Below are 26,668 nucleotides of genomic sequence, written 5' to 3'. Positions count from 1 at the left end.
ACGAGATCCGGGAGGCGGCCCGTCAGGTCGGGGTCGACCGGCACCTTGCGCGGCTGCCGAAGAAATACGACGAGCCGCTGAGCGAGCGGGGCGGGAACCTGTCGGTCGGCGAGCGCCAGTTGGTGTCGTTCGCCCGCGCCCTGGCGGGGATCCGCCCATCCTGCTCCTGGATGAGGCCACGAGTTCGGTGGACTCCGAGATAGAGGCCGAGATCCAGGCGGCGCTGGAACTCCTGATGGAAGGACGGACGAGCCTCGTCATCGCGCACCGTCTCTCCACCATCCAGGGGGCCGATCGCATCCTGGTGCTCCACCACGGACTGATCAGCGAATCGGGCACCCACGACACGCTCCTCGAGCGGGGCGGCCTCTATGCACAGCTCCACCGCCTCCAGTTCCAGAAGCCGACGGCGGCCGCATGAACGCCGGGCTGGAGTGGGCGGCGGCGGTGGACCTGCGCCTCGTGCTCATCTCCCTCATCGGGGTTCTGAACCTCTGGGCCGCCGGCCACACCGTGCTCTCCGATGCGCCGAGGCGAGAGAAGACGCTGTGGGTCGCGGTGATTTTCCTCTGCCCGATCATCGGCAGCACGTTCTGGTTCGTGTTCGGCCCGAAGCTCTGGGCGGAGAAACGCTAGCAGTCAGGACGGCCAGAGCGGGCGGAGGAGTTCCGCGGTGCGGGCGGCGGCGCCGGCGCCCGCCTCGACGAACGCTCGTGCGGCCCGGCCGTGACGCCGTCGGCGAGGCGGGTGGGCCAGCCCGGCCAGGGTGTCCGCGAGCGCGCCGGCGGGGGTGACGAGCCCGCCGCCGGCTGACGCGAGCGCGCGGGCGTCGGCCCGGTCGTGGCGCGGGCCGAAGACGACGGGCAACCCGGCCGCGGCGGGCTCGAGCACGTTGTGGAGCCCGGTGCCCCCGAGGCCGCCGCCCACATAGGCCGCATCGCCCGCCGCGTACAGCTCTGCGAGCCGGCCCACCTCGTCGAAGACGACGACCCATGCGTCGGGCCCTGCGGCGGCAGCGCCGACCTCGCTCCAGCGGATGACGCGTTCCCCGCGGGCCATGCACGACGCGACGAGGGCGTCGACGTGCGCGGCGGTGGGCTCGTGCGGCGCGATCACGAGCTGCCAGCCCGGGCCGCCACCCCGCCGCACGGCCGCCACGGCATCGAGCAGGGCGCGCTCGTCCGCGGGCCACGTCGAGCCGGCGACGAGCCACAGGGTCGCCCCGTCCGCCGCGCCGAGCGCGGCCCGGAATTCCGCAGCCGAACCGTCCGCCCGCGCGCGGTCCGCCCGTTCGAGCGCGAGGTCGAACGCCGCGTCCCCGGTTACGGTCAGCACGTCCGGCCGGACGCCGAGCGCTTCGAGGCGCGCCGCGTCCCCCGGGCTCGCCGCGCCGACCGCGTCCAACTCCGCATACGACGCGCGGAAGAGGCGCCGCGCGAGGACCCCGGAGCGCCGGCTGCCGTCGCGGACCGTGCCGTTTATGAGCGCGGTGGGCACCCCGGCCCGTCCGGCCGCGGCCACGAGTCCGGGCCACACGTCCAGCTTCGCGAACACGAGCAGCCCGGGTCGCACCGCGGAGAACACCGCATCGCAGTCGCGTGCGCGGTCGAGCGGCGGCGGGCCCGAATGATCCGGATCCAGCCACGGGAGCGCCGCCCGGCCCGACGGCGATCCGTGCGTGATGAGAAGCTGCGCGCGACGGGCCTCGCGCGATCCCGCCTCCGCGACCCGCAGCGCCCGGACGACCGGCACCGCGCCGAGCAGCTCACCGGCGGAAGCGCCGTGAAGCCACACGAGCGGCCCGGGCTCCCGACCCCGCCCCCAAGCGGCCAGTTCCGCCGCTGTTCGCCGCCGGGCCGCCAAGGCCTGCGCGATGTCCGGCCGGACGCGGCGCAGAAGGGGCGCCGCGGCAAGCGCCACGCCGGTGGCCGCCGCCGTGAAGCGCGTCCCGGCGCTCACGACCACGCCCCGGAGCTTTTCGCCCGCATCGCGTCTCCATATTCTCCCGCGTGCGCTATCTCGGGAACAAAACGAAGCTCGTCCCCTTCCTGCTGGAGACCGTGGACCGGTTCCAGGAGACGCCCGGCGTCGCGTGCGACCCGTTCGCCGGCACCGCCAGCGTGTCGGCGGCCCTCAAGGAGCGGGGTTGGCAGGTCCATGCGGGCGACCTGATGGCCTCCTCCTACGCCCTCCAGGTCGCACGAGTCCAACTTGACGCACCCCCGCGCTACCCCGCCTCGCTCCTCCCGCCGGCGGCTCGCAACGGGAAGCGGGAGATCGGCTACCGCGCCCTGCTCGAGGGGCTGGCCGACCTCGATGATCCCGGCCATCCCGACGACCTCTCCGACGGGGAGGCGTCCGCCGGCCACGGGTTCATCTCCGAGCACTACACGAGCTACGGCGCTGCCGGTCGGGAGCACGGGCGCATGTACTTCTCCCCCGAGAACGGACGGAAGATCGACGCGATCCGGACCAGGATCGACGTCTGGACGCGCGAGGCCTCCCACAGCGAGGCCGCGGCCCAGTTTCTGATCGCGACGCTCATCGAGGCCGCCGACCGCGTCGCGAACACGACCGGCGTGTACGCCTCCTTCGTGAAGACGATGCAGCCCAACGCCCTGCGCCCGCTCCAACTGCGCCCGCTCGAGCCGATCCCGCGCAAACCGGGAGCCGGCGCGTGCAGCGCATTCCGCGGATCCGCCGCCCGCCTCCTGGCCTCCGTCGGTCCCGTCGATCTCGTCTATCTCGACCCCCCTTACAACGGCCGGCAATATCCCGCGTATTATCACATCCCCGAACTCCTCGCGCTCGGTTGGTCCACGCCGCCGGAGATTCGCGGAAAGACGGGACTCATACCCGACGAGGCGCAGCGCTCGGACTGGTGCCGGAAGCGCGGGGCCCCGGGCGCGCTGCGGGAGGTACTGGAGGCCGCCGACGGACGCCACATCCTGTTCAGCTACAACGACGAGGGGCTTCTCGGCCGCGACACCATCGAGGCGGCGCTCCGCGAACGCGGCCTGCCGGACAGCTACGCGTTCCACGACCGGCCCTACCGCCGCTACCGGAGCGACGCCGACGGCCCGCGGCGGAGCTACGCGCGCGACGACGTGCGCGAACACCTCCACTACGTGAGATGCGCGTGAACACCATGCGCCCGGAGCACGCCCCCCGCCCCGCCTCTGTCGCGCGCGCCACGCTGGTGCTGCTCCTGCTGTGCGCGGGCGGGTGCTCTCCGGCGTACGTCCTGCGCGCCGGCTGGGAGGAAGCCCGCATTCTGTCGGCGCGCCGCCCCATCCGGGCCGTCATCCACGACACGACCGTGGCCCGCGAGACCCGCGACAAGTTGCGACTCGTGCTCGACGCCCGGGATTTCGCCGAACGCGACCTCGGACTGCGCGCGGGCGCGAGCTACGAAACCTTCACGCAGCTCCATCGCGACACGCTGGTCCTGAACGTGCTCGCGGCGCCGGAGTTCGCGCTGAGCTGGAAGACGTGGTGGTTCCCCATCGTCGGCCACCTTCCCTACAAGGGGTACTTCGACTTCGACGACGCCCGCGCGGAGGCGGCCAGCCTCGCCGAAGAAGGCTATGACGTCTCGGTCCGGCCGGTCTCCGCCTTCTCGACGCTGGGCTGGTTTCCCGACCCCATCATGTCGACGACGCTGCGGCTGGACAGCCTGGGGCTCGTCGAGACGGTCATCCACGAGATCACGCACAGCACCTACTTCCCCACGGGCCAGGCGGACTTCAACGAGAGCTTCGCCAACTTCGTCGGACACCGCGGCGCGATCGAGTTCTTCTGCGAGGCGGTGCGGGACGAGAGCGCCTGTCAGCGGGCGCGGTGGCGCTGGGAGGACACGCGCGTATTCGGCGACTTCTTCCATTCCATTCTCGCGCCGCTCGAGGAGGTGTACGCGTCCACCATGCCGGACGAGGCGAAACGGGCGGCCAAACGCGAGGTGTTCGAAGACGCGGCCCGGCGCTTCGAGACCGAGTACATTCCGCGGCTTCACGCACGCTACGGATCGATCGACCCGGACGGACTCGACAACGCCTGGGTCATCTCGCGCCTGCTCTACTACACGAGACTGGACGACTTCGAGCGCGTGTACCAGTCACACGGCGCGCTCGTCCCGGCCGTCAAAGCGCTGATGGGGGAGGCCGCGGCGGGCGACCCCTGGGAGGCCCTCACCCGGCTGACGGAAGGCTCGACATGACGGAATCGTTTACGTGTACCCGCTGCGACCGCGGCGATCGGGGCAGGATCGACCGCATCCCCTTCCCCAGCGCGCTCGGCGAGCGGATCGTGGCCGAAATCTGCGCCGCCTGCTGGGAGGAGTGGAAGGAGCGGCAGATGCTCCTCATCAACCACTACGGACTCAAGCTCCATGAAGCGCGGTCGCGCGAATTCCTCTACACGAATCTGCGGATCTACCTCTTCAACGAGGAGGGGACCGCGGCCCCCATCGACACGAGCGCCGAGGGGTCCGTCGACTGGTAGCCGGGGAGCTGGCAGGACCCGGCGCGTCGGCTCGAGCCTGACGCCTTTCCCTAGGAGACGACGAGGTTGAGCATGCGGTCCGGGATGTGGATGACCTTGCGGATCGCGACCCCGTCGAGGCGCCGGATCACGTTCGCCTCGGCCAGCGCCGCCTCGCGCACGACCTCCTCCGGCGCGCCGCGGGCCACGCGGATCGTCGCCCGCAGCCGGCCGTTCACCTGCACCGGAAGCTCGACCTCGTCGACCACGAGCTTGCTCTCGTCCCAGACCGGCCATTCGGCGTGATCGAAGATGCTCGACTCACCCCCGAGCCGGGCCCACAACTCCTCGGCGATGTGGGGCGCCACCGGCGCGATCATGATCACGAGCGGCCGCACCTCGTCGATCGAGGCCGTACGCCCGCCGAAGCGTAGCGTGTTCAGGTAGTCCATCGCCGCGGCGATCGCCGTGTTGTAACTGAGCGCCTCGAGCTCCTCCGAGATCTGCCTGATCGTGGCGTGCAGCGCCCGCTCCACGCCGGGATCGTCGAATCCCGTGCGCCCCGCCTCGACCGCACCCATCACGCTGTCCCACACCTTCTTCAGGAAGCGGGCGGGCCCGGCAAGACCGCTGTCGCGGAAGTCTCCACCCCGCTGGAAGGGGCCGAGGAACATCAGGTACATGCGAAACGCGTCCGCGCCGAACCGAGTGATGTATTCGTCCGGAAGGATCACGTTGCCGCGCGACTTCGAGATCTTGGCGCCGTCCTTGATGAGCAGGCCGTGCTTGCGGAAGCAGTCGTAGGGTTCTTCGAACTCGAGGTGCCCCAGGTCGTGCAGCACCATCGTGAGGAAGCGGGAATAGAGGAGGTGGAGGACGGAGTGCTCCTCGCCTCCGATGTAGCTGCTCACGGGGAGCCATCTCCGCGTCCGGTCGGGGTCGAACGGGCGATCGTCGAACTCGGTCGAGGGGTAGCGCAGGAAGTACCAGCCCGAGTCGAGGAAGGTGTCAGAGACGTCGGTCTCCCGCCGCGCGTCGGCGCCGCAGGCCGGACACGCCGCGGCGTGGAACGACGGGTCGCGCGCGAGCGGGCTCACGCCCGTCGCCGTGGGGCGGAAATCCTCCACGAACGGGAGGACGACGGGCAGATCCTCCTCCGGCACGGCCTGCGGGCCGCACGCATCGCAGTAGATGATGGGGATCGGCGGCCCCCAGTACCGCTGCCGGGAGATGCACCAGTCGTGCAGCCGGTAGTTGACCTCGGCCGCCCCCAGCCCGCGCTCCGCCAGCCACTCGGTGATCGCCCGCCCGCCCGCGTCCGCCTCCATCCCGCTGAAACGTCCGGAATTGACGAGGATCTCGTCGGCCGTGTGCTCGACGAAGGCGGCCTCCGCGTCGTCTCCCCCGACGTCCGCGGGGTCCGCACCCTCCGGGAGCGCCGCGCGGGAGCACACGACCTGTACGACGGACAACCCGAATTGGCGCGCGAAATCGAAGTCCCGCTGGTCGTGTCCGGGCACCGCCATGATCGCGCCGGTGCCGTAGTCCATGAGGACGTAATCGGCGACCCACACGGGGATGTCCTCGCCGGTGGCCGGGTTTCGAGCGTACCCGCCGGTGAAGACGCCGGTCTTCTCGCGCTCGTCCGTCTTCTGCCGCTCCACGAGGTCGACCGCCGCAGCCGCCCGCGCGTAGGCCTCCACTTCGGCGCGCTGCTCGTCCGTCGTCAGGCGCTCGACGAGCGGGTGTTCCGGCGCCAGCACCATGAAGGTCGCCCCGAAGAGCGTGTCGGGACGCGTCGTGAACACCTCGATCCGATCCGGGTCACCGTCTGCCCGTTCCGCGGCGTCCCCGGCGCCCGTGGCGCCCGAGAGCGGGAAGTGGAGGCGCGCGCCCTCCGAGCGGCCGATCCAGTTGCGCTGGGCCGTCTTCGTGGTCTCTGACCAGTCGATCCAGTCCAGGTTGTCCAGCAGCCGCTGCGAGTAGTCCGTGATCCGGAAGAACCACTGGCTCAGCATCCGCTGCTCGACCGCGGCGTCGCACCGTTCGCACAGCCCGGCGATCACCTGTTCGTTCGCGAGGACGGTCTGGTCCTTCGGGCACCAGTTGACCGCCGCTTCCTTCTTCTCCGCCAGTCCCGCCTTGAACAACTGAACGAAGATCCACTGGGTCCACTTGTAGTAGCGCGGATCCGTCGTATCGACGGTGCGCGACCAGTCCGTCATGAGCCCCGAGGCACGCAGCATGCGCTCGAAGTTGCGGATGTTGGAGGGGATCAACTCCATCGGGTGCGTGTCGACCTTCAGCGCGTGGTTCTCCGAGTGGATCCCGAACGCGTCGTACCCGATGGGCTCGAACACATCGTCACCCCGCAGGCGTCGGAAACGCCCGTAGATGTCGGCTCCGGTGAAGGCGTACAGGTTCCCGACGTGGAGTCCCTCGGCGGAGGGGTACGGGTACATCATGAGGTTGAAGAACGGACGCTCCGCCGCGTCAAGGTCGGGCTCGTTCGTCCCGTTCTCCTCCCACCAGGCCTGCCACCGTGACTCGATGGCGTTCGGGTCGTACATGGGTCGCGGGTGCTCCGTCCAGGGGATCAGCCGGGGAGATGCACGAGACGGCGGCACCACGCGGAGGCCGCCGTCCGGCCGCACAAGATGGGGCCGGAACGGCGGCCGAACAACTTGCGGCTAGTTGTCCCCGCCGGGGCCGGGGACCATGTGGTCCAGGCTGAACTTTCCGCTGCCCGTCGTCCACAGGTAAAGGAAGATGGCGCAATAAAGGATGGCCAGTTCGCCACCGTTCACGATCGGCCAGAACTCCATCTCGCGGGCGAAGAAGTGGCGCCACCAGTAGACCACCGCGAAATGCCCCGTGAGGATGAAGGCGACCCAACGCGTCCGGATCCCCAGGATGATGAGGATCGGCAGGAAGAACTCGATGAGTCCCGCGATGCCCGCCGGCCAGTCGAACCAGCTACCGACGGCGTCCCTTCCGAACATGCCGAGGAGCTTCTGGGCGCCGTGCTGCCATAGCATGAGGCCGGCAGTAACCCGGAGCAGAGCGTGGGTGGTTTCCTTCGAGACGGGTGCATTCATGGCGCCTCCGATGCGCTGGGCTCCGGCGCCCGGCACCGCTTGCAGGCCCGGAAGTGCCGCCGTAGCCTTGCGCACCATGATGCCAGTTGATTCTCCGGATACACAAGACGGGGAGTTCGAGGGCGCAATACCAGTTCGCATTCCGCTCACCCTCCTGCTGACCCTGAGAGACCTCGACACGCCCGAAGATCCGCGGGAACTCGAGGAAATGGACCTCTCCCTGAATCTGCGGCGACGGCTCGGGCTGTCGACGGTCGTGCTCAAGCAGATTCGCCGCTACGAGCAGGACGGCAGGGACGTGAGCGCCACCGAGGTCGCGAGCCTGTTCGAGCTCATCGCCAAACGGGTGGATGCACCGGAGATCTTCGCCTCGACGGGGCGCCGGATCGCGCGCGAGGCACTCAGCGCCAACACGCTCATCACCCTGCGCTTCGGTTGGCGGCTCATTCCCATCCGTCTCCGTCGGGCGCTCGCCTGGGGGCGCGTGAAGAAGATCGCCCGCCGCCTCAGCCCCTCCTCGAAGGTCCGGATCGCGAAGGGCATGGGAGGACTGGTCGTCGAGCGGGGTCTCCCCGTGCTGGCGACGAACGGCAAGGGCGGGGGCGGCTGCGAGATTGTGACCGGGCTCATCGCCGAGATGTTGCTGACCTATCGGGGCGGCGAAGGCGATATCTCGCACTCGCGCTGTGAGGCGTCCGGAGGGGATCACTGCCTGTGGATCTTCGAGGCGGAAGAAGCTACGCGGGGGAGCGGCGGCGCGGCGGCAAGCTGAATCAGTTCACGTGCGGTTCGACGTGCACGGTCACGTCGGTGAATCCGAGCTGGATGGCGACCTGGTGTTCCACCTCGTCGGCGATTTCGTGGGCGCTGACCACCGTCTCGCCGGGGGCGACACGGATCGTGAGTTCCGCGAAGCGCCCCACCGACTTCCCGCGAGAGCGAATCCGGCTCACGGCACGCACCCCGGGGACCTCGCTCGCCACCTCATCGATCTCCACGGGGTCCATCGCCCGCTCATCGACGAGGACGGGGATCGTCTCCCGGAAGATCTTGTAGCCCGAGTGGGCCACGACGGCTGCCACGGCGAGGGCGAGCCACGCGTCGGCAGGAGCCCAACCGGTCCAGGTGGTGATCGCGAGCCCGATCAGGACGCCCGCGGTGACGAAGACGTCGGACGCCGTGTGCCGCGCGTCCGCCGCGAGAATCTCGCTCGACAGCTTCTGGCTCGCCCGCGCTTCGCTCAGCGCGACAACCGTGTTCACGACCAGGGCCGCGGCCAGCAGGATCACCATCGCCGGCTCGAGATCCGGCGGGGCGCCGCCGCGGATGAGGCGCTCGATGGCACTCTGAACGAGTTCGAAGCAGGTGACCGAGAGGAAGGCCGCCACGGCCAGCGCCGCAAGCGTTTCGAACTTGCCGTGTCCGTAGGGATGTTCGGCGTCCGGGGGGGCGGCGGCGAAGCGCATCGCGGCAAGACCCACGACGTTGTTGATCGCATCCACGCCCGAGTGGGCCGCGTCGCCCAGCACCGCGATCGACCCCGTGCGCAGCCCGACGATCAACTTCGCCACGATCACCGCCAGATTGGCGGCCAGCACCCACCGGAGAATGCGGCGCACCTGCTCGTGGCGACCCATCGCCGATTTCACGGCCGGTCTCATCGCCTGAAGCGACGCCCCCGGCTGAAATCCGGCTTCGTCGAGTACGGCTGGGGCTCTTCCCTTTCGCCTTCCACCTCCTCGCCCTCCGCATCGCGCATCACCGCGTCGAAGCGGCTCGAGCGAGCACGCTGCCGCCCCCCCAGCAACCAGCGCCAGGGAGATTCGCGCGGCGCCCGGCCGGTCGGCTGGTAGCGGTCGTAGAGTCCCGGAGAGCCGAGCCCGACCCATACGCCGAAGGCAAGGGCAAGCAGTCCGCCCAGGGAGCCCGCGATGATCAGGATCGAGGTCAGCGTGTCGTCGGCCATGGAACTCCGTGCTGCAATCGCGCCACGTGCTTCGTCGCGCCGGTTGCCAAGGGTTCTTGCCTGCGCCGCCGGGCGTCGTCTACTGTCACGCCGTGCGGCCTCAGGCCGGCCCGCTAAATGGTGCCCGCGTGGGCTCCGTGACAAGCGCGCCCGTCCGTTTCTCCCCTCCGATTCGAGCGATTCCATGACCGAACAGCACCGGGAAATCGACGTCCTGCTGGACGAACAGAGGACCTTCGAACCGTCGCCGGACTTCGTCGCGGCCGCCCACGTGCGCGATCGCGGGCCGTACGAGGAAGCCGCCCGGGACCGAGAGGCGTACTGGGAGGAGTGGGCTCGCCAACTCGACTGGTTCACGCCGTGGGACCGCGTGCTGGAGTGGGATCCGCCCTTCTCGAAGTGGTTCACGGGCGGGACGCTCAACGCTGCATACAACTGCCTCGATCGCCACCTGGAGGCGCGCGGCTCGAAGGAGGCGCTGGTCTGGGAGGGCGAGCCGGGCGACGTGCGGCGCTACACGTACCGCGAGTTGCACGAGGAAGTGTGCCGCTTCGCGAACGCGCTCAAGGGCCTCGGCATCGGGAAGCGCGACCGGGTCGCGATCTATCTGCCGATGGTCCCGGAAGCCGCCGTCGCCATGCTCGCCTGCGCGCGCATCGGCGCCCCGCATTCCGTCGTCTTCGGCGGCTTCTCACCGCAGTCCCTGCGCGACCGGATCGAGGACGCGCACGCAACCTGCGTGATCACGGCCGACGGAGGTTATCGCCGCGGCGGGATCATCCCTCTCAAGGCGAGCACGGACACGGCGATCGAGGGCCTCGACTATGTGAAGAGCGTCGTCGTCGTCCAGCGCTCCGCCGTCACCGACCCGGTGGCCGCGCCCCACGGAGACCAGGTCGACACGCCCTCGTGCGACATGACCGGGGGCCGGGACCACTGGTACCACGACCTGATCGCCGCGGCGGACGCGGATTGTCCCGCCGAGCCGATGGATTCTGAAGACCTGCTCTACATCCTCTACACCTCCGGGACGACGGGGAAGCCGAAGGGCGTCATGCACACGACCGGCGGCTACATGACGCAGGTGAACGCGACCGCGAAGTGGGTGTTCGACCTCAGGGAAGACGACATCTACTGGTGCACGGCGGACGTGGGGTGGGTGACGGGCCACTCCTACATCGTTTACGGCCCGCTCTCGAACGGGGCGACGGTGGTGATGTACGAGGGATCGCCCGACTGGCCCGACCGGGGCCGCTTCTGGGAGCTGTGCGAGAGCTACGCGGTGACGGTGTTCTACACGGCGCCGACGGCGATCCGCGCCTTCATGCGGTGGGGGGACGACTGGCCCGCGGGCTACGACCTCTCGAAGCTCCGGCTGCTGGGGACGGTCGGAGAGCCCATCAATCCGGAGGCCTGGGTCTGGTACGACCGCCACATCGGCGGTGGCCGCTGCCCGATCGTCGATACGTGGTGGCAGACGGAGACGGGCGGAATCATGATCACGCCGCTACCCGGTGCGATCACCACGAAACCGGGCACGGCGACGGTCCCCTTCCCCGGCATCGAGGCGGCGATCCTCGACGAGGAGGGGAACCCGGCCGAGTCCGGCTATCTCGCCATCACCTCGCCCTGGCCGGGCATGTTGCGCGGCGTGTGGGGAGACGAGGAACGCTACCGCGAGACGTACTGGTCGAAGTGGCCCGACATCTACTTCCCCGGCGACGGGGCGCGGGTGGACGAGGACGGCTACTACTGGATCATGGGGCGCGTCGACGACGTCCTGAACGTGGCCGGCCACCGGATCGGGACGATGGAGGTGGAGTCGGCGCTGGTCGACCACGAGGCGGTGGCGGAGGCCGCGGTCGTCGGGCGCTCGGACGAGATCAAGGGACAGGCCGTGGCCGCGTTCGTGAGCGTGGTGGAGGGGACGGAGACCTCGGAGGCGCTGCGGCAGGAACTGCGGGGGCATGTGGCGGGCCAGATCGGCGCGATCGCGCGCCCGGCCGACCTCATCTTCGCCGCCGAACTGCCGAAGACGCGTAGCGGGAAGATCATGCGGCGCCTCCTTCGCGACGTGGCGGAGGGACGGGCGCTGGGCGACACGACGACGCTCGCCGATCCCGCCGTCGTGCGCAGCCTGCAGCAACAGTTCGCCGACAGCGAGGGCTAGCCGCCACGTCAGCCGGCGGTCGGCCGTGACCCAGAGCGACCCAGGGTTCGGGGCGCTTCGAACACGTCAACTCGCCCTGCTCGCACTCGTCGAGTTGCTCGCGATGGGACTCTGGTTCTCGGCCAGCGCGGTCGTGCCGGAACTTCGCGAGGCGTGGGACCTGGGCGACGCGGGCGCGGCGTGGCTCACGACCTCGGTCCAGTTCGGGTTCGCCACGGGCGCGGTCCTCTCGGCGCTGCTCACGCTCTCCGACGTGTGGGACCCGCGCCGGCTCATCGCGGGGTCGGCCCTCCTCGCGGCGGCCGCCACGGCTGCGATCGCGGCCTTCGCCGAAGGTCTCGTCCTCGCGGTCGTCCTTCGTTTCGTGACGGGAGTCGCGCTCGCGGGAGTCTATCCGCCGGGGATGAAGATCGTCGCCGGCTGGTTCCGCGCCGGCCGCGGGATGGCGATCGGGGTCCTCATCGGCGCCCTCTCGATCGGGAGCGCGTCGCCGCATCTCCTGCGGCCCCTCGGCGGGATCGGCGCCTGGCAGCCCGTGCTCCTGCTCGCTTCGGGCCTCGCGGTCGCGGCCGCCATCGTCGCCGCGACCGGGCTGCGGACCGGGCCCTACCAGGCGCCGGCCGCGCCCTTCGATCCGCGGGCCGTGCGCCGCATCCTCGGCGACCGCGCCACGATGCTCGCCAACGGCGGCTATTTCGGGCACATGTGGGAACTCTACGCCATGTGGACGTGGATCCCCGCCTTCCTTGCAGCGAGCTTCGCCGCGGACGCAAGCGCGGGAACGACCCCTTCCCTCGCCTCTTACCTGGCGTTCGGGGCGATCGCGGCCGGGGGAGTGGGCGCCGCCGTGGCAGGGGTTCTCGCGGACCGCTTCGGGCGGACGGTCGTGACGAGTTGGAGCATGGTCGTCAGCGGCGCCTGTTGCCTCGCGATCGGACCGCTGTTCGGCGGTCCCGTCTGGCCGATCGCGGCCGTCTGTCTGTTGTGGGGGTTCGCGATCGTCGCCGACTCCGCGCAGTTCTCCGCCTGCGTGAGCGAACTCGCAGAACCGGAATACGTGGGGACGGCACTCACCCTGCAGACGGCCGTCGGGTTCCTGCTTACGATCGCCACGATCCGCCTCATCCCGGTGTGGGAGGCGTCGCTGGGCTGGGAATGGGCCTTCGCGCCCCTCGCCATCGGTCCGGCCCTCGGCACCTGGAGCATGCTCGCGCTGCGACGCCGCCCGGAGGCCGTCCGCATCGCCGGCGGCCGCCGCTAGGGATCGCGTGCGTGGGCGCTATCGATATGCGTCTCGACGATGAGCGACTCGGATCACCAGGATGCGAATGCGTTCATCGTCTATCCGAGTCAGGATGCGGTAATCGCCAACCCGATATCGCCAAAGATTGCCGTATCTTGCCCCTTGCATGGCCGTACCGAGCTGGCGCGGGTTGTCCAGAGCGGCCAGTCGATCCTCCAGGAAGACACGAAGACGCTGCTGAACTCGTGGATCCAGTTTGCGGACGGATTTCCGGACGCTTGCCGCATACTCAATCTTCCAGCTCACGCCACATCTCTTCGGCGCTCATCACCTCTTCCTCCCCCTTCTCGATGCGGTCGAGAACCTGCTCAGCCAGATAAACGTCTTCCATATCCTCGATCTTCTCGAGGATGGCTTCGCACGCATAATCGCTCTTGGTGCGCCCCGTTTTCCTTGCGAGGCGGTCCAACCGCGCTTCAATCTCTCTTGGAAGTTGGATGGACAGCATGGCACCCCCTTCTAGCCGTAGAGCAGCGTACGGGATCCTGGACGGACAAGCTAACTGTTTTGGCCCCTCGAGCGGTTGTGTCGGTCGAGCCCCGGGTCTACCGTGAGACGAGTCCACGCAACCTGGTTCGGACCCGGGAGTTCCTCTGTGACACGACACGCCGATCCGTTCGTACCGTGGTCCCCGCGTATGTGCACGTTACTCGCCTTGGTCATCAGTGTGTCAACGGCATGCGGACAGGCAGAAGCTGGATCGCAATCGGCCGAAGAAGGCACTTCCAACGGTGCGACCGCGCCCCAGGCAGCCGCCAACCAGCTTTCAGCCGAGGAAGCCTCAGAGGGTTTCGAACTCCTGTTCGACGGGGAATCGCTAGACGCGTGGCGCGGGTTCCAGATGGAGGACGTCCCCGCCGGTTGGAGCGCAAAGGACGGCGCGCTCGCCTTCACGCCCGGTGTGGGGGGCGGGACGCTCATCACGCGCGATAGCTACACGGACTTCGATCTCCGCCTCGAGTGGAAGGTCGGCGAGGCCGGCAACAGCGGGATTTTCTTCGGGATCGTGGAGAGCACCGAGAGCGCCTTTCAGTCGGGGCCGGAGATGCAGGTGCTCGACAACGCCGGCCACTACGACGGCGGGAATCCGCTCACGTCGGCGGGCTCGAACTACGGTCTCCACGCGCCGCCGGAGGATGTGACGCGTCCGGTCGGCGAGTGGAACGAGGTCCGAATCGTCCGCCACGGCAACCAGGTCGTGCACTGGCTCAACGGCGTGCAGATCGTCGAGTACGAGATCGCCTCGCCCGAATGGGAGGCGCTGGTGGCGGGCAGCAAGTTCATCCAGTGGCCCGACTACGGCCGCCACCACGACGGCCATCTCGGTCTCCAGGACCACGGCGACCCCGTCTGGTACCGCAACCTGCGGGTCCGGCGGCTCTCTCTGCGTGCCTGACGCAACCGGGGGGCTATCCGATCTCGAACACGAATCCGATCTGACCGGCGAGGTGTGATGTGGTCGCTGAGCCGCGTTCGTTCCTGATGTCCGCCATCCCGAAGAAGTGAATCAGCTCGAGCGCCAGATCGACATCATCGCTGACCGCCAGTTCCACACCCCCGCCGACCGCCAACCCATAGTCGTAACTGTCGAACTCTCTGCCATGATCTGCACAAGGATCATTCCGGTAACTGCACCACGTGATTAATCCGAACCACGGCCCGCCGACTATTCCGAATTCGACAAGCCCAGCCTGCGTCTCCAGCGAGGCCTGGAGCAAGACGGACAATTGTGCATAGCTCATCACCAGCACGTTGTGCGGGTGTGCTGCATTGGCATACCTCGTCCCACGAGGCGTACCGTCGCCGAAGCCCGTATCGGGCATATTGGGATTCGACCGATCACCGCCGCGGGGCGCATATGCCGCTCCCAAGCGTATGCCGAGGAGGCCGTACAGCGGGAGCGTCACGTCAGCAGCGGCTATGATCCTGGTAATGGATCTGTCGTATTCGGGAGAGACGGAATTCACGCCAATCCCAGTCCGAATCCCCAGTTGTGTCTGCGCAACCGCGGGAACGGCGATGAGCAGAACGCAACCGAGCAGCGCGATCCTACCTATCATGCGCCTCCTTCACCGCGTCGAGGCCCGTACCATCTTGCCGGTAGGTTAAACGTTCGAGGCCGGAGGCCGCTGACGGTCTTCGGCTGTAGGCGAATGCGGGGCGTCAGCCGTCCAAATCGCGGTGGGTGAAGCTCCGCTTGCCCGGACCGTAGTCCGCCGCGCCCTGCCCTTCGCCTCGTAGGAGCCAACGCGTCGTCAGAAGTCCCTCGACGCCGACCGGCCCGCGGGCGTGGATGCGGGCCGTGCTGATCCCCACCTCGGCTCCGAGCCCGTAGCGGAACCCGTCCGCGAAGCGGGTGCTCGCGTTGTGGAACACACTCGCGGCGTCGACCGCCTTCAGGAACCGCTCGGCGACCTCCCCGTCCTCGGCCACGATCGCGTCCGTGTGGCTGCTCCCGTGCGTGTGAATGAAGTCGACCGCCTCCTCCAGGCCCGCCACGGTCCGCACCGCCAGCGTGAGATCGCCGAACTCGAGTCCCCAGTCCTCCTCCGAGGCGGCCTCGGCCCACGGCAGGACCCGGCGGGAGGGCTCGTCACAGCGGAGTTCGACCCCGCGCTCGCGCAGCGCCTCTCCGATCGGCCCCAGCCGCGGCAGGAACGACTCGTGCACGAGGAGCGTCTCGGTCGCGTTGCAGGCCGCCGGATAGTCGCACTTCCCGTCCACCGCGAGCCGCACGGCCATCTCCGGATCCGCCGACGCGTCCACGTAGAGGTGGCACACGCCTTCCGCGTGCCCCAGCACCGGGATCCGGCTCCGCTCCTGGATCGAGCGCACGAGCGCCCCCGACCCCCTGGGGATCACGAGGTCGATGAGGTCGTCCAGGGCGAGCAGTTCGTCGACATCGCGCCGGTCCGGAACGCCCAGCACGGCCCGGGGATCGAGGCCGGCTTCGTCCAGCGCCCGTTGCAGGCAGCCGACGAGCACCTCGTTGGAGCGCGCCGCCTCGCGGCCGCCCTTCATGATGACCCCGTTTCCGGAGCGGATGGCGAGCGACCCGATCTGGATCACCGCGTCGGGGCGACTCTCGAAGATGATGAGAAGGACGCCCAGCGGACTCCGTACCAACTCGAGGACGAGACCCTCGTCAAGTTCCGTGCGGGTCAGCACGCGGTCGATCGGATCCTCGCCCTCGATCAGCGCATCGATCCCCTCGAGCAGGCTTTCGAACTTGGCATCGGGCAGCCCCAGCCGGTGGAGGAGCGGCCCGGAAAGCCCTTCCTCCGAAGCGCGCGCGAGATCCTCTTCATTCGCCCGCGAGATCTCGCCCCGCGAGCGGACCAGCACCGTTTTCAGCGCACGCAGCGCCGCCGTCCGGCGCTCCGCCGGGGCGCTGCCGATGGTGCGTTGCGCCTTCCGCACGCCGACCGCCCGCGCCCGCAGCGTCTCAGTCAGTTCCCGCTTCAATTCTCGACTTCCTTGAGAATGAGGTGCTCCCGCCCCACGAGTTCGATGCCGGCGCCCGCCTCGTGCGAGACCGCCTGGAGGACGAGTCTGGAGTCGAGCGCGACGACGCCCCGCCCGACGAGGGATCCGTCGAGCGCCCGAACCTCGACCACATCGCCCCGCCGGAACGCGCCTTCGGCCCGCGCGACGTCCCCGGCTCGCAGCGGCTCGCCGCCCCGGAGACGTTCGGCGCCACCGTCCGCCATGACCAGCGTCCCGCGCGGGTGTGAACAGTAGGCGATCCAGCGGCTGCGCGAGGAGAGGGCGGCCCGAGGCGGGACCCATGTCCCCTCCTCTTCGCCGGACAGAACGCGGTCGAGCGCACCTGGATCGACGCCCGACGCGATGACGGTGTGGCAGCCCCCGCGCGAAGCCACCCAGGCCGCCTCCAGCTTGCTCGCCATCCCGCCCCGGCCGAGCCCGGAGTGGCCGTCCACGTCGAGTCCGTGGTTGTCCGGCCGGTCGATCCGATCGATGAGTCGCGCTTCCGGGTCGCGTCTGGGGTCCGCCGTCATGACCCCCGGCACGTCGGTGAGGAGCACGATCAGGTCCGCCGCCAGTTCGCTCGCGACCAGCGCGCCCAGCCGGTCGTTATCGTCGAAGATCGGCCGCTTGCCGGTCCCCCGGTACACGCGATCGTTCAGCGAGATGGCGTCGTTCTCGTTCACGACGGGGACCACGCCGAGCCGGAAGAGGCTCTGCAGCGTCTCGTGCAGGTTGAGGTAGCGGACCCGGTCATCGAAGTCCGTCCACGTGATGAGGATCTGCGCGCAGGTGACGCCGAGCCGGGCGAACCCCTGCTGGTAGAGTTCCATGAGCCGGCTCTGGCCGATCGCGGCGCACGTCTGCTTCAACTCGGCCGTCTCGGGCGGTTCGGGCAGTTGCAGGGCGACGCGACCGAGTCCCACGGCTCCGGAGGTCACGATGAGGACCTCGCGACCCTCCCTCCGCAGGCGGCTGGCGCTCTCCACGACCCGGAAGAGGTGCGAGAGAGCGATCGTCCCATCGGCATGGGTGACGACGCCCGTCCCCACCTTGAGGACGATCCGCCGGGCATTCACAATCGCCTCGCGCGTAACGGTCGGCGATCCGGTTTGGTCCGGGGGTGTCGAGACTGGTTGGAGCTGGCTCACGTCGAACGCCTCACAGCGAGCGGGACCGCTGCCGGCCACGGGGCCGGCGGAAGGCAACCAAAGGTACACGGGCGCCCCCCCGGCACCAGTCCCGAGAACGGGCCGTTGCATGCCACGCTCCGACGCACGACGCTTCGGGGGCGGGACCGGGGCGGGGCGGCGAGTCGCGGCGGGGGCGTCAGCGGAAGGCGGAATTCGCGTGCAGGTCCACCTCATCGACGGCACCTACGAGTTGTTCCGGCACTTCTACGGAGCGCCCTCGGCGAAGAACGCGGGCGGCCACGAGATCGGAGCGACGCGCGGAGTCGTGAGTTCGATGCTCGGCCTCCTCGAGGGTGGCGCCACCCACATCGCGATCGCCACCGACCGCGTCATCGAGTCCTTCCGCAACAATCTCTGGCCCGGTTACAAGGACGGCTCCGGCATCGACCCGGCGCTCTACTCGCAGTTCCCTCTCGTGGAGGAGGTGCTGGCCTCGGCGGGGTTCGTCGTGTGGCCGATGGTGGAGCACGAGGCGGACGACGGGATGGCCTCCGGCGCCGCGATGGCCGCCGCCGATCCGCGCGTGGAGCGCGTCTTCCTCTGCACGCCGGACAAGGACCTCGCCCAGTGCGTGGAGGGCGACCGCATCGTGCAGTTCGACCGCCGGCAGCGGATACTTCGGGACGAGGCCGGAGTCATCGAGAGGTTCGGCGTGCCCCCGACCGCGATCCCCGACTGGCTGGCCCTGGTGGGAGACTCGGCGGACGGATTCCCCGGCATCCGCGGCTTCGGCGCCAAGACCGCCGCAGCGGTGCTCACCCGCTACGGCCGCATCGAGGACATCCCCTCGGACGGACGAGACTGGGACGTCTCCGTGCGCGGGCCCGAACGTCTCGCCCAGACGCTGCGCAGCGGCCTCGACGACGCGCTCCTCTTCCGCCGCCTCGCCACGCTCGTCCGCGAAGCTCCGGTCTCAGCGAGCGTCGACGACCTCGAGTGGTCAGGCCCGCGCGACGACTTCGACCTCGTCGCCACGGTACTCGACGCCCCGGACCTCGCCCGCCGCGCCCACCGCCTGGCCGCCGAGCGCGAACCGCCGGTCTAGTCGCCGATCCGGGGCACGGCCTCCATCAGGAGCGCGATCGCAGCGTCCAGGTTGTCTCCACCCGGACCGGCGCCCGTGTACTTGCCGAGGCGCGTGATGACGAGACCGCGCGCCGGGATGAAGACGGTGTACTGTCCGCCGGCTCCCCCGAAGGCGCCGTAGTCGTCCTCGATCGGGAAGCCGAGGTCCTTCCACACGAAGCCGCCGCCGTAGACGGGCCGTCCGTCCGCGATCCAGGCCGGCGCGACTTCCATCGTGTAGTCGACGTAGCCCTCGGGGAGGATGCGCTCGCCCTCCCACACGCCGTCCTGCAGGTAGAGGTTGCCCAGCCTGGCCCAGTCGCGGGCGGAGCCGAACTCGTAGCCCTGGGTGAGGAAGTTCCCGTGCGGGTCCGTCTCCATGACGAAGTTCCGGATCCCGAGCTTGTCGAACAGGTGCCGCTGCGGGAAGGCGTGATAGTCGTCGCCGCGCCCCTCCACGCCGAGCCGGGTCAGGTAGTTCGTGAGCGCCGGATCGGTGTTCCGGTACCGTCCCACCGTGTTCGGCTCCCACTGCTGCGGGCGGGTGGCCGCCCACTCGAAGGCGTTCTCGCCCGTATAGAGATAGAGGTGGTCGGGATACCCCATCTCTTCCGTGTAGCCCGGGTCCTGCGGCGCGACGATCCGGATGCCGCTCGACATGCGCATGATATCGGCGATGCGGATGTTCTTTCGGTCATCGCCCTGCCATTCCGGGATCGGGGCGCGCTGCCACAGTCCGTACACGCCCTGCTGGATGAGGACGGCCATGAGCGTGCCGGTGAGCGACTTCCCCTTCGACCAACTCTCCAGCGGCGAGTGCATGTCGACATCCGGGCCGTAGCCCTCGCCGATGATCCGACCCTTGTAGGTGACGACGAAGCCCAGCGTCTTCCCCTCCTGGTCCATCGCGATCTCGACCGCCTGCCCGACCTTGTCCATGTCGATCTCGGGCGGATACGGCTCGTCCGGGAGTACGTCTCCCATGGGCCACGGCGTGGTGGCCGGGTCCGGGGTGTTCGGCTCGACCATGGACGGGGTGAAGTAGATCGAGTCCTGGCCCAGCGGGTGCGTGATGCAGCCCTGGCTGCCGTACAGCTTGGCCGTGCGCGTGATCCCCGAGCCGAGCGTCAGGCTCACGGTCTTCGCCTCCATGTCGACGACCGTGTCGACGACGGCGCCGCGGTGCTGGAAGGGCGCGGTGAAGCCGCCCACGTTGGCCGCCGCGTCACGCCAGTCGAGTCCGGTGATGAACGTCCCGGAACAGAGCGTCTTCGCGAACCCCGCCGTGTGATGCACGATCGGCTCGCCCGGAGGCGGGTCCCACTCGGTCGGCAACTCGAGCGACTCCCCGCGCGCGATTACCCGGTCCATAACGGATTCGCCGGAGGCTTCGTCCCCGCCGGCCTCGCCGCCGTCCTCCGGCGCGCAGGCCAGAACACCGACGAGAGAGAGCGAAAGCACACAGCAGAGGTGCGTTACGAACGTTTGATCAAGGGCGCGGCGCATGGGGTCCTCCGGATAGGGGTCGGGCCTCGTTCCGGCTGAACGTGCGCCGGATGAGGGAGGCTGACAAGCGGTTCGCCCGGCCCCGCGGCGGAGGCCGGGCGTTCCCGCGGGAACGTGAGCCGGGGCGCCCGAGGCCGTTACGGCTGGACGATCTGGTAGTCGACCGGCGGCTCGGCGCCCATCAGGTGCTCGATGAAGTAGTCCCACGTGCGCCGGATCAGGTACGGCTCGCGTGCGTAGCCGTGGTTCCGGTTCGGGAACACGAGCATGTCGAACGTCTTGTTCGCCTCCATGAGGGCGTCCGCTACGAGCAGCGTCATGTTCGGGTGCACGTTGTCATCCAGCGACCCGTAATGGAGCAGCAGCTTCCCCTTCAGGTTCGATGCGATGTTCTGGTTCGCCTGCGAGTCGAAGCTGTCCGTCCCGTCCGGGTTCCGCTCCAGCAGTCCGTGGTACTTCTCCCCCCACGGGAAGTGGTAGCCGCGCTGGTCGTGATTCCCGGCCCCCGACACCGCGACCTTGAAGAAGTCCGGGAAGGTCAGCATCGCGTCCATCGAGGAGAAGCCGCCGCCGGAGTGGCCGAAGATCCCCACCCGGTCGATGTCGATGGGATAGCGGAGGGCGAGCGCCTTGAGCGCCGACACGTGATCGGGGATCCCGTTGTCCCGCATGTCACCGTAGTAGCTCTCGTGGAACGCCTTCGAGCGGTAGGGCGTGCCCATGGCGTCGACCGCGAAGGTGATGAACCCGAGTTGGGCGAACGCGTGGCCCTGCCCACGCGGCCCCGTCGTGAAGCCGGGCGTCCGGATAGGGCCGATCTGGGGTCCCGGATAGACATAGTCGATGACGGGATAGACCGTCCCCTCCTCCATCCTGGGCGGCAGCCACAGGTAGCCGTACACATCCGTCACCCCGTCCCGGGCCTTGGCGGAGAACCGCACCGGGGGCTCCCACCCGGCCTCGAGGAGCGGCCCGATGTCGGCCTGCTCGATCATCATCACGGCGCGCCCGGTCCGGTCCCGGAGGACGGTGACCGGGGCCGTGGCGCGCGTGGAGTAGGTGTCCACGAAATGGCGGCCGTCCGGAGAGGCCGTGACCTGGTGATGCATGTCCTCCGGAGAGAGCAGCGTCACCCCGCCGCCGTCCAGGGAGGCCCGGTAGAGGTGGTGGTAGTACGGGTCGCGTCCGGGCTCGCGGCCCACGGCGGTGAAGTAGACCTGCCGCGCGCCCTCGTCGACGGCCAGCAACTGGACGACGAGCCAGGACCCCTGCGTGATCCGGTTCTTCATCTCCCCGGTGGCGAGGTCGTGCAGGTAGAGGTGTCCCCAGCCCTCGCGCTCCGAGAACCAGACGAACTCGCTCCCGTTGTCGAGCACGCGCCAGTTGTAGGGCGTGCGGAGTTGGTTCAGCTCCACCCAGGTGTCACCGCTCTCGACGATCACCTTGCGGGCCGCGCCCGTCTCCGCGTCGACCTCGACGAGCGTCTGGTTCTTGAAGTCGCGTGAGTGGTGCGAGAACCAGAGGCGGTCGCCGGCGGGGGCCCACTGCGTGGCGTGCCAAGTCGTGTCCGCGCTGCCGAAGTAGCCGGGCACGGGGTCGTAGTCGGCCTTCACCGAGGACCCGGTCTCGGCGTCGAACACGTACAGCTCCCACGTGGGGACGATGGAGTCGCCCGGTAGCGCGTACCTGTAGCTGTGGAGGATAGGGCGCCCGGTCGCCGTCTCGAGGAGGTGCAGCGACTCGACATCCTGCTCGTTGTAGCGGTGCGTGGCGATGCGGCGTCCGTCCGGGGACCACTCCGCCACGGGCGGGGGCTTGAACCCGCTGCGGCGGTTCGAGATCTCCGAGCAGCAGCCCTCCGGCGCGACGCCGTAGCCCCAGTGCGGCTCGCCGTCGGTCGAGAGCTGGCGTTCCTCGTCGGTGTCGGTGTCGCGCACCCACAGGTTCTCGTCTCGCGAGAAGACGGCGCGGCCGCCGCCGGAGTACCCGATTTCGTGCGTCGCCTGCGCGACCGAATCCGGACCGGTGCAGCGATAGGCGCCGAGGTCGCAGTCCCAGCGCTCGTGCGTGTCCGTCCAGAAGCGGATCCCGCCGGAGTCGTTGAACTCGAACTCGTCGAAGGGGAGGTCCGTCGCCTCGTGGCTCTCGTCGGAGGCCTCGGAGAGCGCAGCGGAGAGCCGGTCGTGATCGAAGGCGGGCGCCCGGGTGCGGGCCGCGGCGTCGACCATGATGAACTCGTGGCCGCCGAACACCTGGTTCCGGTACCAGAAGCGGTTCGCGTCGACCCACCGGGGAGCGACGGTCGCGCCGGAGGTGAGCTTCTCCGCGTTCCAGAACAGGAACTGCTCCGCGCGCGCATACTCGCTCGCACTCACGGATTCCGGCGCGTGGGGCCGTGACTGGGCGACGGCGTCGGGCGCCGCGGCTGCGAAGGTGAGCACCGCGACGAGGGCGGCCGGAGCGAGGGATGCCAACTCCGTTGGCGAGCGGAAGATGAACAGACGTTTCACGGGATCCTCCCGGGTCTGGAGCGGCCTTGGTCTCGCCTGAACATAGATCGTCGCATTCCCCGTCCGGTAGCGTCCCGGCGGCGTTGCGGATTCGGACGAAGCGGGGCTAGCGTGCCCGCCGACCCCATCCGAGGAGTTTTCCGTGCACACGACCTCGTCCACCGTACGCCCGAGGCGGCTCTTCCTGGCCAGTTGCGTGTCGCTGATCGCGACCTCCGTCACCTTCGCGGTGGTGGGCATCGTCATGTTCACGCTCAAGAGCGAGTTCACCCTCACCAACTACGAAGTGGGCCTGATCGGCGGGGCGGCGATCTGGGGGTTCGCGGTGTCGCAGGTCCTTTTCGCGCCCTTCTGCGACACGCTCGGCATGCGCTTCCTACTCCGGCTCGCCTTCGCGTGTCACCTGGTGGGGGCGATCGTACTCATCTCGGCCGGCGGCCTGTGGCAGGCGTTCGCCGGGGCACTGACGCTGGCGCTGGGGAACGGGCTCGTCGAGGCCGCGTGCAACCCGCTGGTGGCCGCGCTCTACCCCGACCGTAAGACGGTCAAGCTGAACCAGTTCCACGTGTGGTTCCCGGGCGGGATCGTGATCGGCTCCGTGCTCGCCTTCGGGCTCGACTCCGCGGGGCTCACGGCGTGGCAACTGAAGATCGCTCTCATCCTCATCCCCACCCTCATCTACGGCCACCTGATGTGGCGGGAGGAGTTCCCGCCGACGGAGGGCGTCCGCGCCGGGGTCGGCATGGGTGAGATGTTCAAGGCAACGTTCACGACGCCCCTGATGATCGTGATGCTGTTCTGCATGGCGATCACGGCGTCGACCGAACTGGGGCCGAACCGGTGGGTGCCGGCGGTGCTCGAAGCGGGCGGGATTCCCGGGATCCTCGTGCTGGCGTGGATCAACGGCCTCATGGCGATCCTGCGCTACAAGGCCGGACCCGTGGTCGAGACGCTTTCGCCGACGGGGGTGCTGTCGACGAGTGCGGCGGTCTCCGTCCTGGGACTGCTGTGGCTGAGCTACGCGGAGACGACCGTGATGGCCTTCGCCTCGGCCACCGTGTTTGCGGTCGGCGTCTGCTACTTCTGGCCGACGATGCTCGGTTTCGTGTCGGAGCGGGTGCCGCGATCCGGCGCGCTCGGACTGGGGATGATGGGAGCGACGGGGATGGCGGTGGTCGGGCTGTGGACGACGCCGTGGATGGGGAAGATCGCCGACGAAGTGGGGCACGAGCGGATTCCCGTGGTCGAGACGACGGCGCTCCTGACGGACGCGTCGATGGCGTTCGCGGGGGCCGACGAGAGCACCGCCCCGGACATGGCGGCGGCGGGCGAGACGGTGGGCGAGGCGCTCGACGGCGTGGGGCCGGACGGCGCGCTTCCGGAGTCGGTCACGGCGAACGCGCTGCGGGCGATCATCGACTCCGGAGGCGATGAGGCGCTGGTGGAGCGGGCGAACGCGATCCTCGGGCCGGCGGACAACTACGGGGGGCAGGTCTCGTTCCGGCGTCTCGTTCCGATTACGGCCGTACTCATCCTCATCTTCGGACTCATCCGCATGCGCGACCGGCGGGCGGGCGGATACCGGGCCGTCCGGATCGGCACGGAGTCGGGCGACGGATGACGCTCGGATGACTCGTCGTCTCACCTACGGAATGGTCGGGGGCGGACCGGGCGCCTTCATCGGGGACGTGCACCGCATGGCCGCCGAACTGGACGGCCTCGCGCGCATCGCGGCGGGTGCGTTCTCGTCGGACGCCGGGCGATCGGCGGCGAAGGGGGCCGAGATCGGCCTCGACCCGGACCGCGTCTACGGCAGCTACGCGGAGATGGCGGAGGCCGAGGCCGCGCGACCCGAGGGTGAGCGGCTGGACTTCGTGATCATCGTCACGCCGAACCACCTCCACTTCGACGTGGCGAAGACGTTCCTCGAGGCGGGATTCCACGTCGTGTGCGATAAGCCGCTGACGACGGAACTCGGGGACGCGGAGGCGCTCTGCCGGCTCGTCGCCGGGGGCAATCGAGTGTTCGCGCTCACGCACAACTACGGCGGCTATCCGATGATCAAGGATGCGCGCCACCTCGTCCTCGAAGGGAGGCTGGGGGAGATCCGGCGTGTTCAACTCGAGTACTTCCAGGGGTGGCTGGCGACGCCGCTGGAGGAGACGGGACACCCGCAGGCGGTGTGGCGGACCGATCCGGCGCGGGCCGGCGTGGCCGGCGCGCTCGGTGACATCGGGACGCACGCGCACCACCTGGCACGTTATGTGACCGGGCTGGAGGTGGAGGCGCTGTGCGGTGAGCTGACGACGTTCGTTCCCGGGCGGCGGCTCGAGGACGACGCGAGCCTGCTCATGCGCTGGAGCGACGGGGTCCGCGGGACGCTCACCGTGTCGCAGGTGGCGGCGGGCGAGGAGAACGGGCTTGCGCTGCGCGTGTTCGGGAGCGAGGGCTCGCTCGCCTGGCGGCACGAGGATCCGGAGACGCTCTGGTGGCGGACGCCGGACGGGCGGGCGCGGACGCGGCGGCGCGGCCACGGGTGGGTATCGTCCGCGGCGGCCCGGGCTTCCCGGGTGCCGCCGGGCCACCCCGAGGGGTTCATCGAGGGGTTCGGAAACCTGTACCGGAATGTGATCCGGACGATCGAAGCCCTCGACGAAGGACGGACGCCGGACGAGGCGGACCTCGACTTCCCCACGGTTTGGGACGGGGCGCGCGGGGTTCATTTCCTCGAATGCGCAGTGGAGAGCGGGCGCCGTGGCGCATGGGTGGACGCGCGCTACGAGCCGCCGGGAGAGCCGGGAGGACGCGGAGCCGCCGAACCGGGACGGTCCGGGGCGCCGGGGGAGTCAGCGCAATGAGTGGACGACCGATCACGCTGTTCACCGGCCAGTGGGCGGACATGCCGCTCGCGACGCTCGCGGAAAAGGCGGCCGTCTGGGGTTATGACGGACTCGAGCTCGCCTGCTGGGGCGACCACTTCGACGTCGTGCGCGCGACGGAGGAGGACGGCTACGCCGCCGGGCAGCGCGATCTGCTGGCGTCCCACGGCCTCGAGGTGCAGGCGATCTCCAACCATCTCGTCGGGCAGGCCGTGTGCGATCCGATCGACGCCCGCCACCAGCTCATTCTGCCGGAGCGCGTGTGGGGCGACGGCGACCCGGAGGGTGTGCGGCGGCGGGCCGCAGCGGAAATGAGCCGGTCGGCCGGTGCGGCGGCTGCGCTCGGCGTTCCGGTCGTGAACGGCTTCACCGGCAGTTCCATCTGGGCCGCCGCCTACGCCTTCCCCCCGCACCCGCCGCACCTCGTGGACGCCGGATTCGCCGACTTCGCGGACCGCTGGAACCCGATCCTCGACGCCTTCGACGTGGCGGGCGTGAAGTTCGCCCTCGAGGTCCACCCCACCGAGATCGCCTTCGACGCGAGCAGCGCCGCGCGCGCCATCGAAGCCGTGGACAGCCGCGGCGCGTTCGGCTTCAACTACGACCCCAGCCACCTCGCCTATCAGGGCGTGGACTACATCGGCTTCATCCTCGAGTTCGGCGACCGCATCCATCACGCGCACATGAAGGACGTCTGGTGGTCCGACACGCCGCGCCGATCCGGCGTCTTCGGCGGCCATCTCGACTTCGGGCACGCGGACCGCGGCTGGGACTTCCGCTCGATCGGGCGCGGACGGGTCGACTTCCAAGAAATCCTGCGCGCCCTCGACCGAGTCGGTTACGGCGGTCCTCTCTCCATCGAGTGGGAGGACAGCGGCATGGACCGCGAGCACGGCGCCCAAGAGGCCTGCGAGCGGCTCCGCGCGCTGACCTTCCCACCGTCCGCGACCGCCTTCGACGCCGCGTTCTCCGCAGACTGACGTCGGGCTCGACGCGCTCCGGCCCGACGACTC

General features: G+C 69.4%; 24 protein-coding genes and 1 pseudogene. 13 read left to right on the top strand and 12 right to left on the bottom strand.

Annotated features, from left to right (window positions below; translation table 11 throughout):
* A pseudogene (locus tag ACOOGH_RS17010) lies at window positions 1-421 on the top strand (ATP-binding cassette domain-containing protein); the annotation flags it as partial.
* Entirely contained in the window at window positions 418-636 is a 219-nt protein-coding gene (locus tag ACOOGH_RS17005) for a PLD nuclease N-terminal domain-containing protein (RefSeq protein ID WP_420450041.1), read from the top strand. The pseudogene ACOOGH_RS17010 and the gene ACOOGH_RS17005, both read left to right, overlap by 4 nt.
* 3 nt (window positions 637-639) lie before the next feature.
* On the opposite strand, the gene ACOOGH_RS17000 is transcribed toward ACOOGH_RS17005, so the two are convergent.
* Window positions 640-1,959, bottom strand: a complete 1,320-nt coding sequence (locus tag ACOOGH_RS17000) for a 3-deoxy-D-manno-octulosonic acid transferase (RefSeq protein ID WP_420450040.1) — start codon at window positions 1,957-1,959, stop codon at window positions 640-642.
* Between the two features lie 50 nt (window positions 1,960-2,009).
* Here ACOOGH_RS17000 and ACOOGH_RS16995 point away from each other — a divergent pair, with 50 nt between their 5' ends.
* The 3 genes from ACOOGH_RS16995 to ACOOGH_RS16985 are packed head-to-tail and all read left to right on the top strand — an operon-like array spanning window position 2,010 to window position 4,500.
* Complete coding sequence (locus ACOOGH_RS16995) at window positions 2,010-3,143, top strand: DNA adenine methylase (protein ID WP_420450039.1); 1,134 nt, start codon at window positions 2,010-2,012, stop codon at window positions 3,141-3,143.
* Between the two features lie 5 nt (window positions 3,144-3,148).
* On the top strand, window positions 3,149-4,216 hold the full coding sequence (locus tag ACOOGH_RS16990) for an aminopeptidase (protein ID WP_420450157.1): 1,068 nt from the start codon (window positions 3,149-3,151) through the stop codon (window positions 4,214-4,216).
* On the top strand, window positions 4,213-4,500 hold the full coding sequence (locus tag ACOOGH_RS16985) for a Fe(2+)-trafficking protein (RefSeq protein WP_420450038.1): 288 nt from the start codon (window positions 4,213-4,215) through the stop codon (window positions 4,498-4,500). Before ACOOGH_RS16990 ends, ACOOGH_RS16985 begins: the two co-directional genes overlap by 4 nt.
* 50 nt (window positions 4,501-4,550) lie before the next feature.
* Here ACOOGH_RS16985 and leuS read toward each other — a convergent pair whose 3' ends face one another.
* Together leuS and ACOOGH_RS16975 are read right to left on the bottom strand one after the other, a co-directional pair.
* On the bottom strand, window positions 4,551-7,049 hold the full coding sequence (gene leuS / locus ACOOGH_RS16980) for a leucine--tRNA ligase (protein ID WP_420450037.1): 2,499 nt from the start codon (window positions 7,047-7,049) through the stop codon (window positions 4,551-4,553).
* Between the two features lie 120 nt (window positions 7,050-7,169).
* Window positions 7,170-7,655 (bottom strand): DoxX family protein, encoded by a 486-nt coding sequence (locus ACOOGH_RS16975; RefSeq protein ID WP_420450036.1) that lies wholly within the window; start codon window positions 7,653-7,655, stop codon window positions 7,170-7,172.
* Here ACOOGH_RS16975 and ACOOGH_RS16970 point away from each other — a divergent pair.
* Window positions 7,654-8,349 (top strand): hypothetical protein, encoded by a 696-nt coding sequence (locus ACOOGH_RS16970; protein ID WP_420450035.1) that lies wholly within the window; start codon window positions 7,654-7,656, stop codon window positions 8,347-8,349. The two genes, ACOOGH_RS16975 and ACOOGH_RS16970, sit on opposite strands and share 2 nt — an antisense overlap.
* A gap of 1 nt (window position 8,350) precedes the next feature.
* On the opposite strand, the gene ACOOGH_RS16965 is transcribed toward ACOOGH_RS16970, so the two are convergent.
* Complete coding sequence (locus ACOOGH_RS16965) at window positions 8,351-9,226, bottom strand: cation diffusion facilitator family transporter (protein WP_420450034.1); 876 nt, start codon at window positions 9,224-9,226, stop codon at window positions 8,351-8,353.
* An 8-nt stretch (window positions 9,227-9,234) separates the two neighbouring features.
* Window positions 9,235-9,543 (bottom strand): hypothetical protein, encoded by a 309-nt coding sequence (locus ACOOGH_RS16960; protein ID WP_420450033.1) that lies wholly within the window; start codon window positions 9,541-9,543, stop codon window positions 9,235-9,237.
* A 184-nt stretch (window positions 9,544-9,727) separates the two neighbouring features.
* Between ACOOGH_RS16960 and acs the strand changes: the two genes are divergently transcribed.
* Together acs and ACOOGH_RS16950 are read left to right on the top strand one after the other, a co-directional pair.
* A complete protein-coding gene (gene acs / locus ACOOGH_RS16955) occupies window positions 9,728-11,713 on the top strand; it encodes an acetate--CoA ligase (RefSeq protein WP_420450032.1) in 1,986 nt (661 codons plus the stop codon).
* 25 nt (window positions 11,714-11,738) lie between these two features.
* Entirely contained in the window at window positions 11,739-12,974 is a 1,236-nt protein-coding gene (locus tag ACOOGH_RS16950) for an MFS transporter (protein ID WP_420450031.1), read from the top strand.
* Between the two features lie 18 nt (window positions 12,975-12,992).
* Here ACOOGH_RS16950 and ACOOGH_RS16945 read toward each other — a convergent pair whose 3' ends face one another.
* Window positions 12,993-13,262 (bottom strand): type II toxin-antitoxin system RelE family toxin, encoded by a 270-nt coding sequence (locus tag ACOOGH_RS16945; RefSeq protein ID WP_420450030.1) that lies wholly within the window; start codon window positions 13,260-13,262, stop codon window positions 12,993-12,995.
* Window positions 13,246-13,464, bottom strand: a complete 219-nt coding sequence (gene relB, locus ACOOGH_RS16940) for a type II toxin-antitoxin system RelB family antitoxin (RefSeq protein ID WP_420450029.1) — start codon at window positions 13,462-13,464, stop codon at window positions 13,246-13,248. Before relB ends, ACOOGH_RS16945 begins: the two co-directional genes overlap by 17 nt.
* A 189-nt stretch (window positions 13,465-13,653) precedes the next feature.
* On the opposite strand from relB, the gene ACOOGH_RS16935 reads away from it, so the two are divergent.
* Entirely contained in the window at window positions 13,654-14,412 is a 759-nt protein-coding gene (locus ACOOGH_RS16935; protein ID WP_420450028.1) for a 3-keto-disaccharide hydrolase, read from the top strand.
* A gap of 13 nt (window positions 14,413-14,425) precedes the next feature.
* Here ACOOGH_RS16935 and ACOOGH_RS16930 read toward each other — a convergent pair whose 3' ends face one another.
* The 3 genes from ACOOGH_RS16930 to proB form a co-directional block, all read right to left on the bottom strand.
* Window positions 14,426-15,076: a hypothetical protein gene (locus ACOOGH_RS16930; protein WP_420450027.1), complete on the bottom strand. Its 651-nt coding sequence runs from the start codon at window positions 15,074-15,076 to the stop codon at window positions 14,426-14,428.
* Between the two features lie 103 nt (window positions 15,077-15,179).
* Window positions 15,180-16,481, bottom strand: a complete 1,302-nt coding sequence (locus ACOOGH_RS16925) for a glutamate-5-semialdehyde dehydrogenase (protein WP_420450026.1) — start codon at window positions 16,479-16,481, stop codon at window positions 15,180-15,182.
* Window positions 16,478-17,581: a glutamate 5-kinase gene (gene proB, locus ACOOGH_RS16920; protein WP_420450025.1), complete on the bottom strand. Its 1,104-nt coding sequence runs from the start codon at window positions 17,579-17,581 to the stop codon at window positions 16,478-16,480. The genes ACOOGH_RS16925 and proB overlap by 4 nt, the downstream gene beginning before the upstream one ends.
* 181 nt (window positions 17,582-17,762) lie before the next feature.
* Here proB and ACOOGH_RS16915 point away from each other — a divergent pair, with 181 nt between their 5' ends.
* Window positions 17,763-18,740 (top strand): 5'-3' exonuclease, encoded by a 978-nt coding sequence (locus ACOOGH_RS16915; RefSeq protein WP_420450024.1) that lies wholly within the window; start codon window positions 17,763-17,765, stop codon window positions 18,738-18,740.
* Here ACOOGH_RS16915 and ACOOGH_RS16910 read toward each other — a convergent pair.
* Entirely contained in the window at window positions 18,737-20,266 is a 1,530-nt protein-coding gene (locus ACOOGH_RS16910; RefSeq protein WP_420450023.1) for a serine hydrolase domain-containing protein, read from the bottom strand. The two genes, ACOOGH_RS16915 and ACOOGH_RS16910, sit on opposite strands and share 4 nt — an antisense overlap.
* A gap of 137 nt (window positions 20,267-20,403) precedes the next feature.
* Window positions 20,404-22,776, bottom strand: a complete 2,373-nt coding sequence (locus ACOOGH_RS16905; RefSeq protein ID WP_420450022.1) for a DPP IV N-terminal domain-containing protein — start codon at window positions 22,774-22,776, stop codon at window positions 20,404-20,406.
* A 142-nt stretch (window positions 22,777-22,918) separates the two neighbouring features.
* On the opposite strand from ACOOGH_RS16905, the gene ACOOGH_RS16900 reads away from it, so the two are divergent.
* From ACOOGH_RS16900 to ACOOGH_RS16890, 3 genes are read left to right on the top strand one after another with little or no spacing between them, the layout of a single operon-like run.
* Window positions 22,919-24,397 (top strand): MFS transporter, encoded by a 1,479-nt coding sequence (locus ACOOGH_RS16900; protein WP_420450021.1) that lies wholly within the window; start codon window positions 22,919-22,921, stop codon window positions 24,395-24,397.
* Window positions 24,398-24,404: 7 nt separating this feature from the next.
* Window positions 24,405-25,634, top strand: a complete 1,230-nt coding sequence (locus ACOOGH_RS16895) for a Gfo/Idh/MocA family protein (RefSeq protein ID WP_420450020.1) — start codon at window positions 24,405-24,407, stop codon at window positions 25,632-25,634.
* Window positions 25,631-26,635 carry a sugar phosphate isomerase/epimerase family protein gene (locus tag ACOOGH_RS16890; protein WP_420450019.1) on the top strand — a complete coding sequence of 335 codons (1,005 nt, stop codon included), beginning with the start codon at window positions 25,631-25,633 and terminating at the stop codon, window positions 26,633-26,635. The genes ACOOGH_RS16895 and ACOOGH_RS16890 overlap by 4 nt, the downstream gene beginning before the upstream one ends.
* Window positions 26,636-26,668: the final 33 nt, after the last annotated feature.

The organism is Candidatus Palauibacter sp. (genome assembly GCF_965213655.1).
Classification (GTDB): Bacteria; Gemmatimonadota; Gemmatimonadetes; order Palauibacterales; family Palauibacteraceae; genus Palauibacter.
The sequence above is the reverse complement of the archived record's forward strand: the minus strand, read 5'-3'. Positions and strand labels throughout refer to the sequence as shown.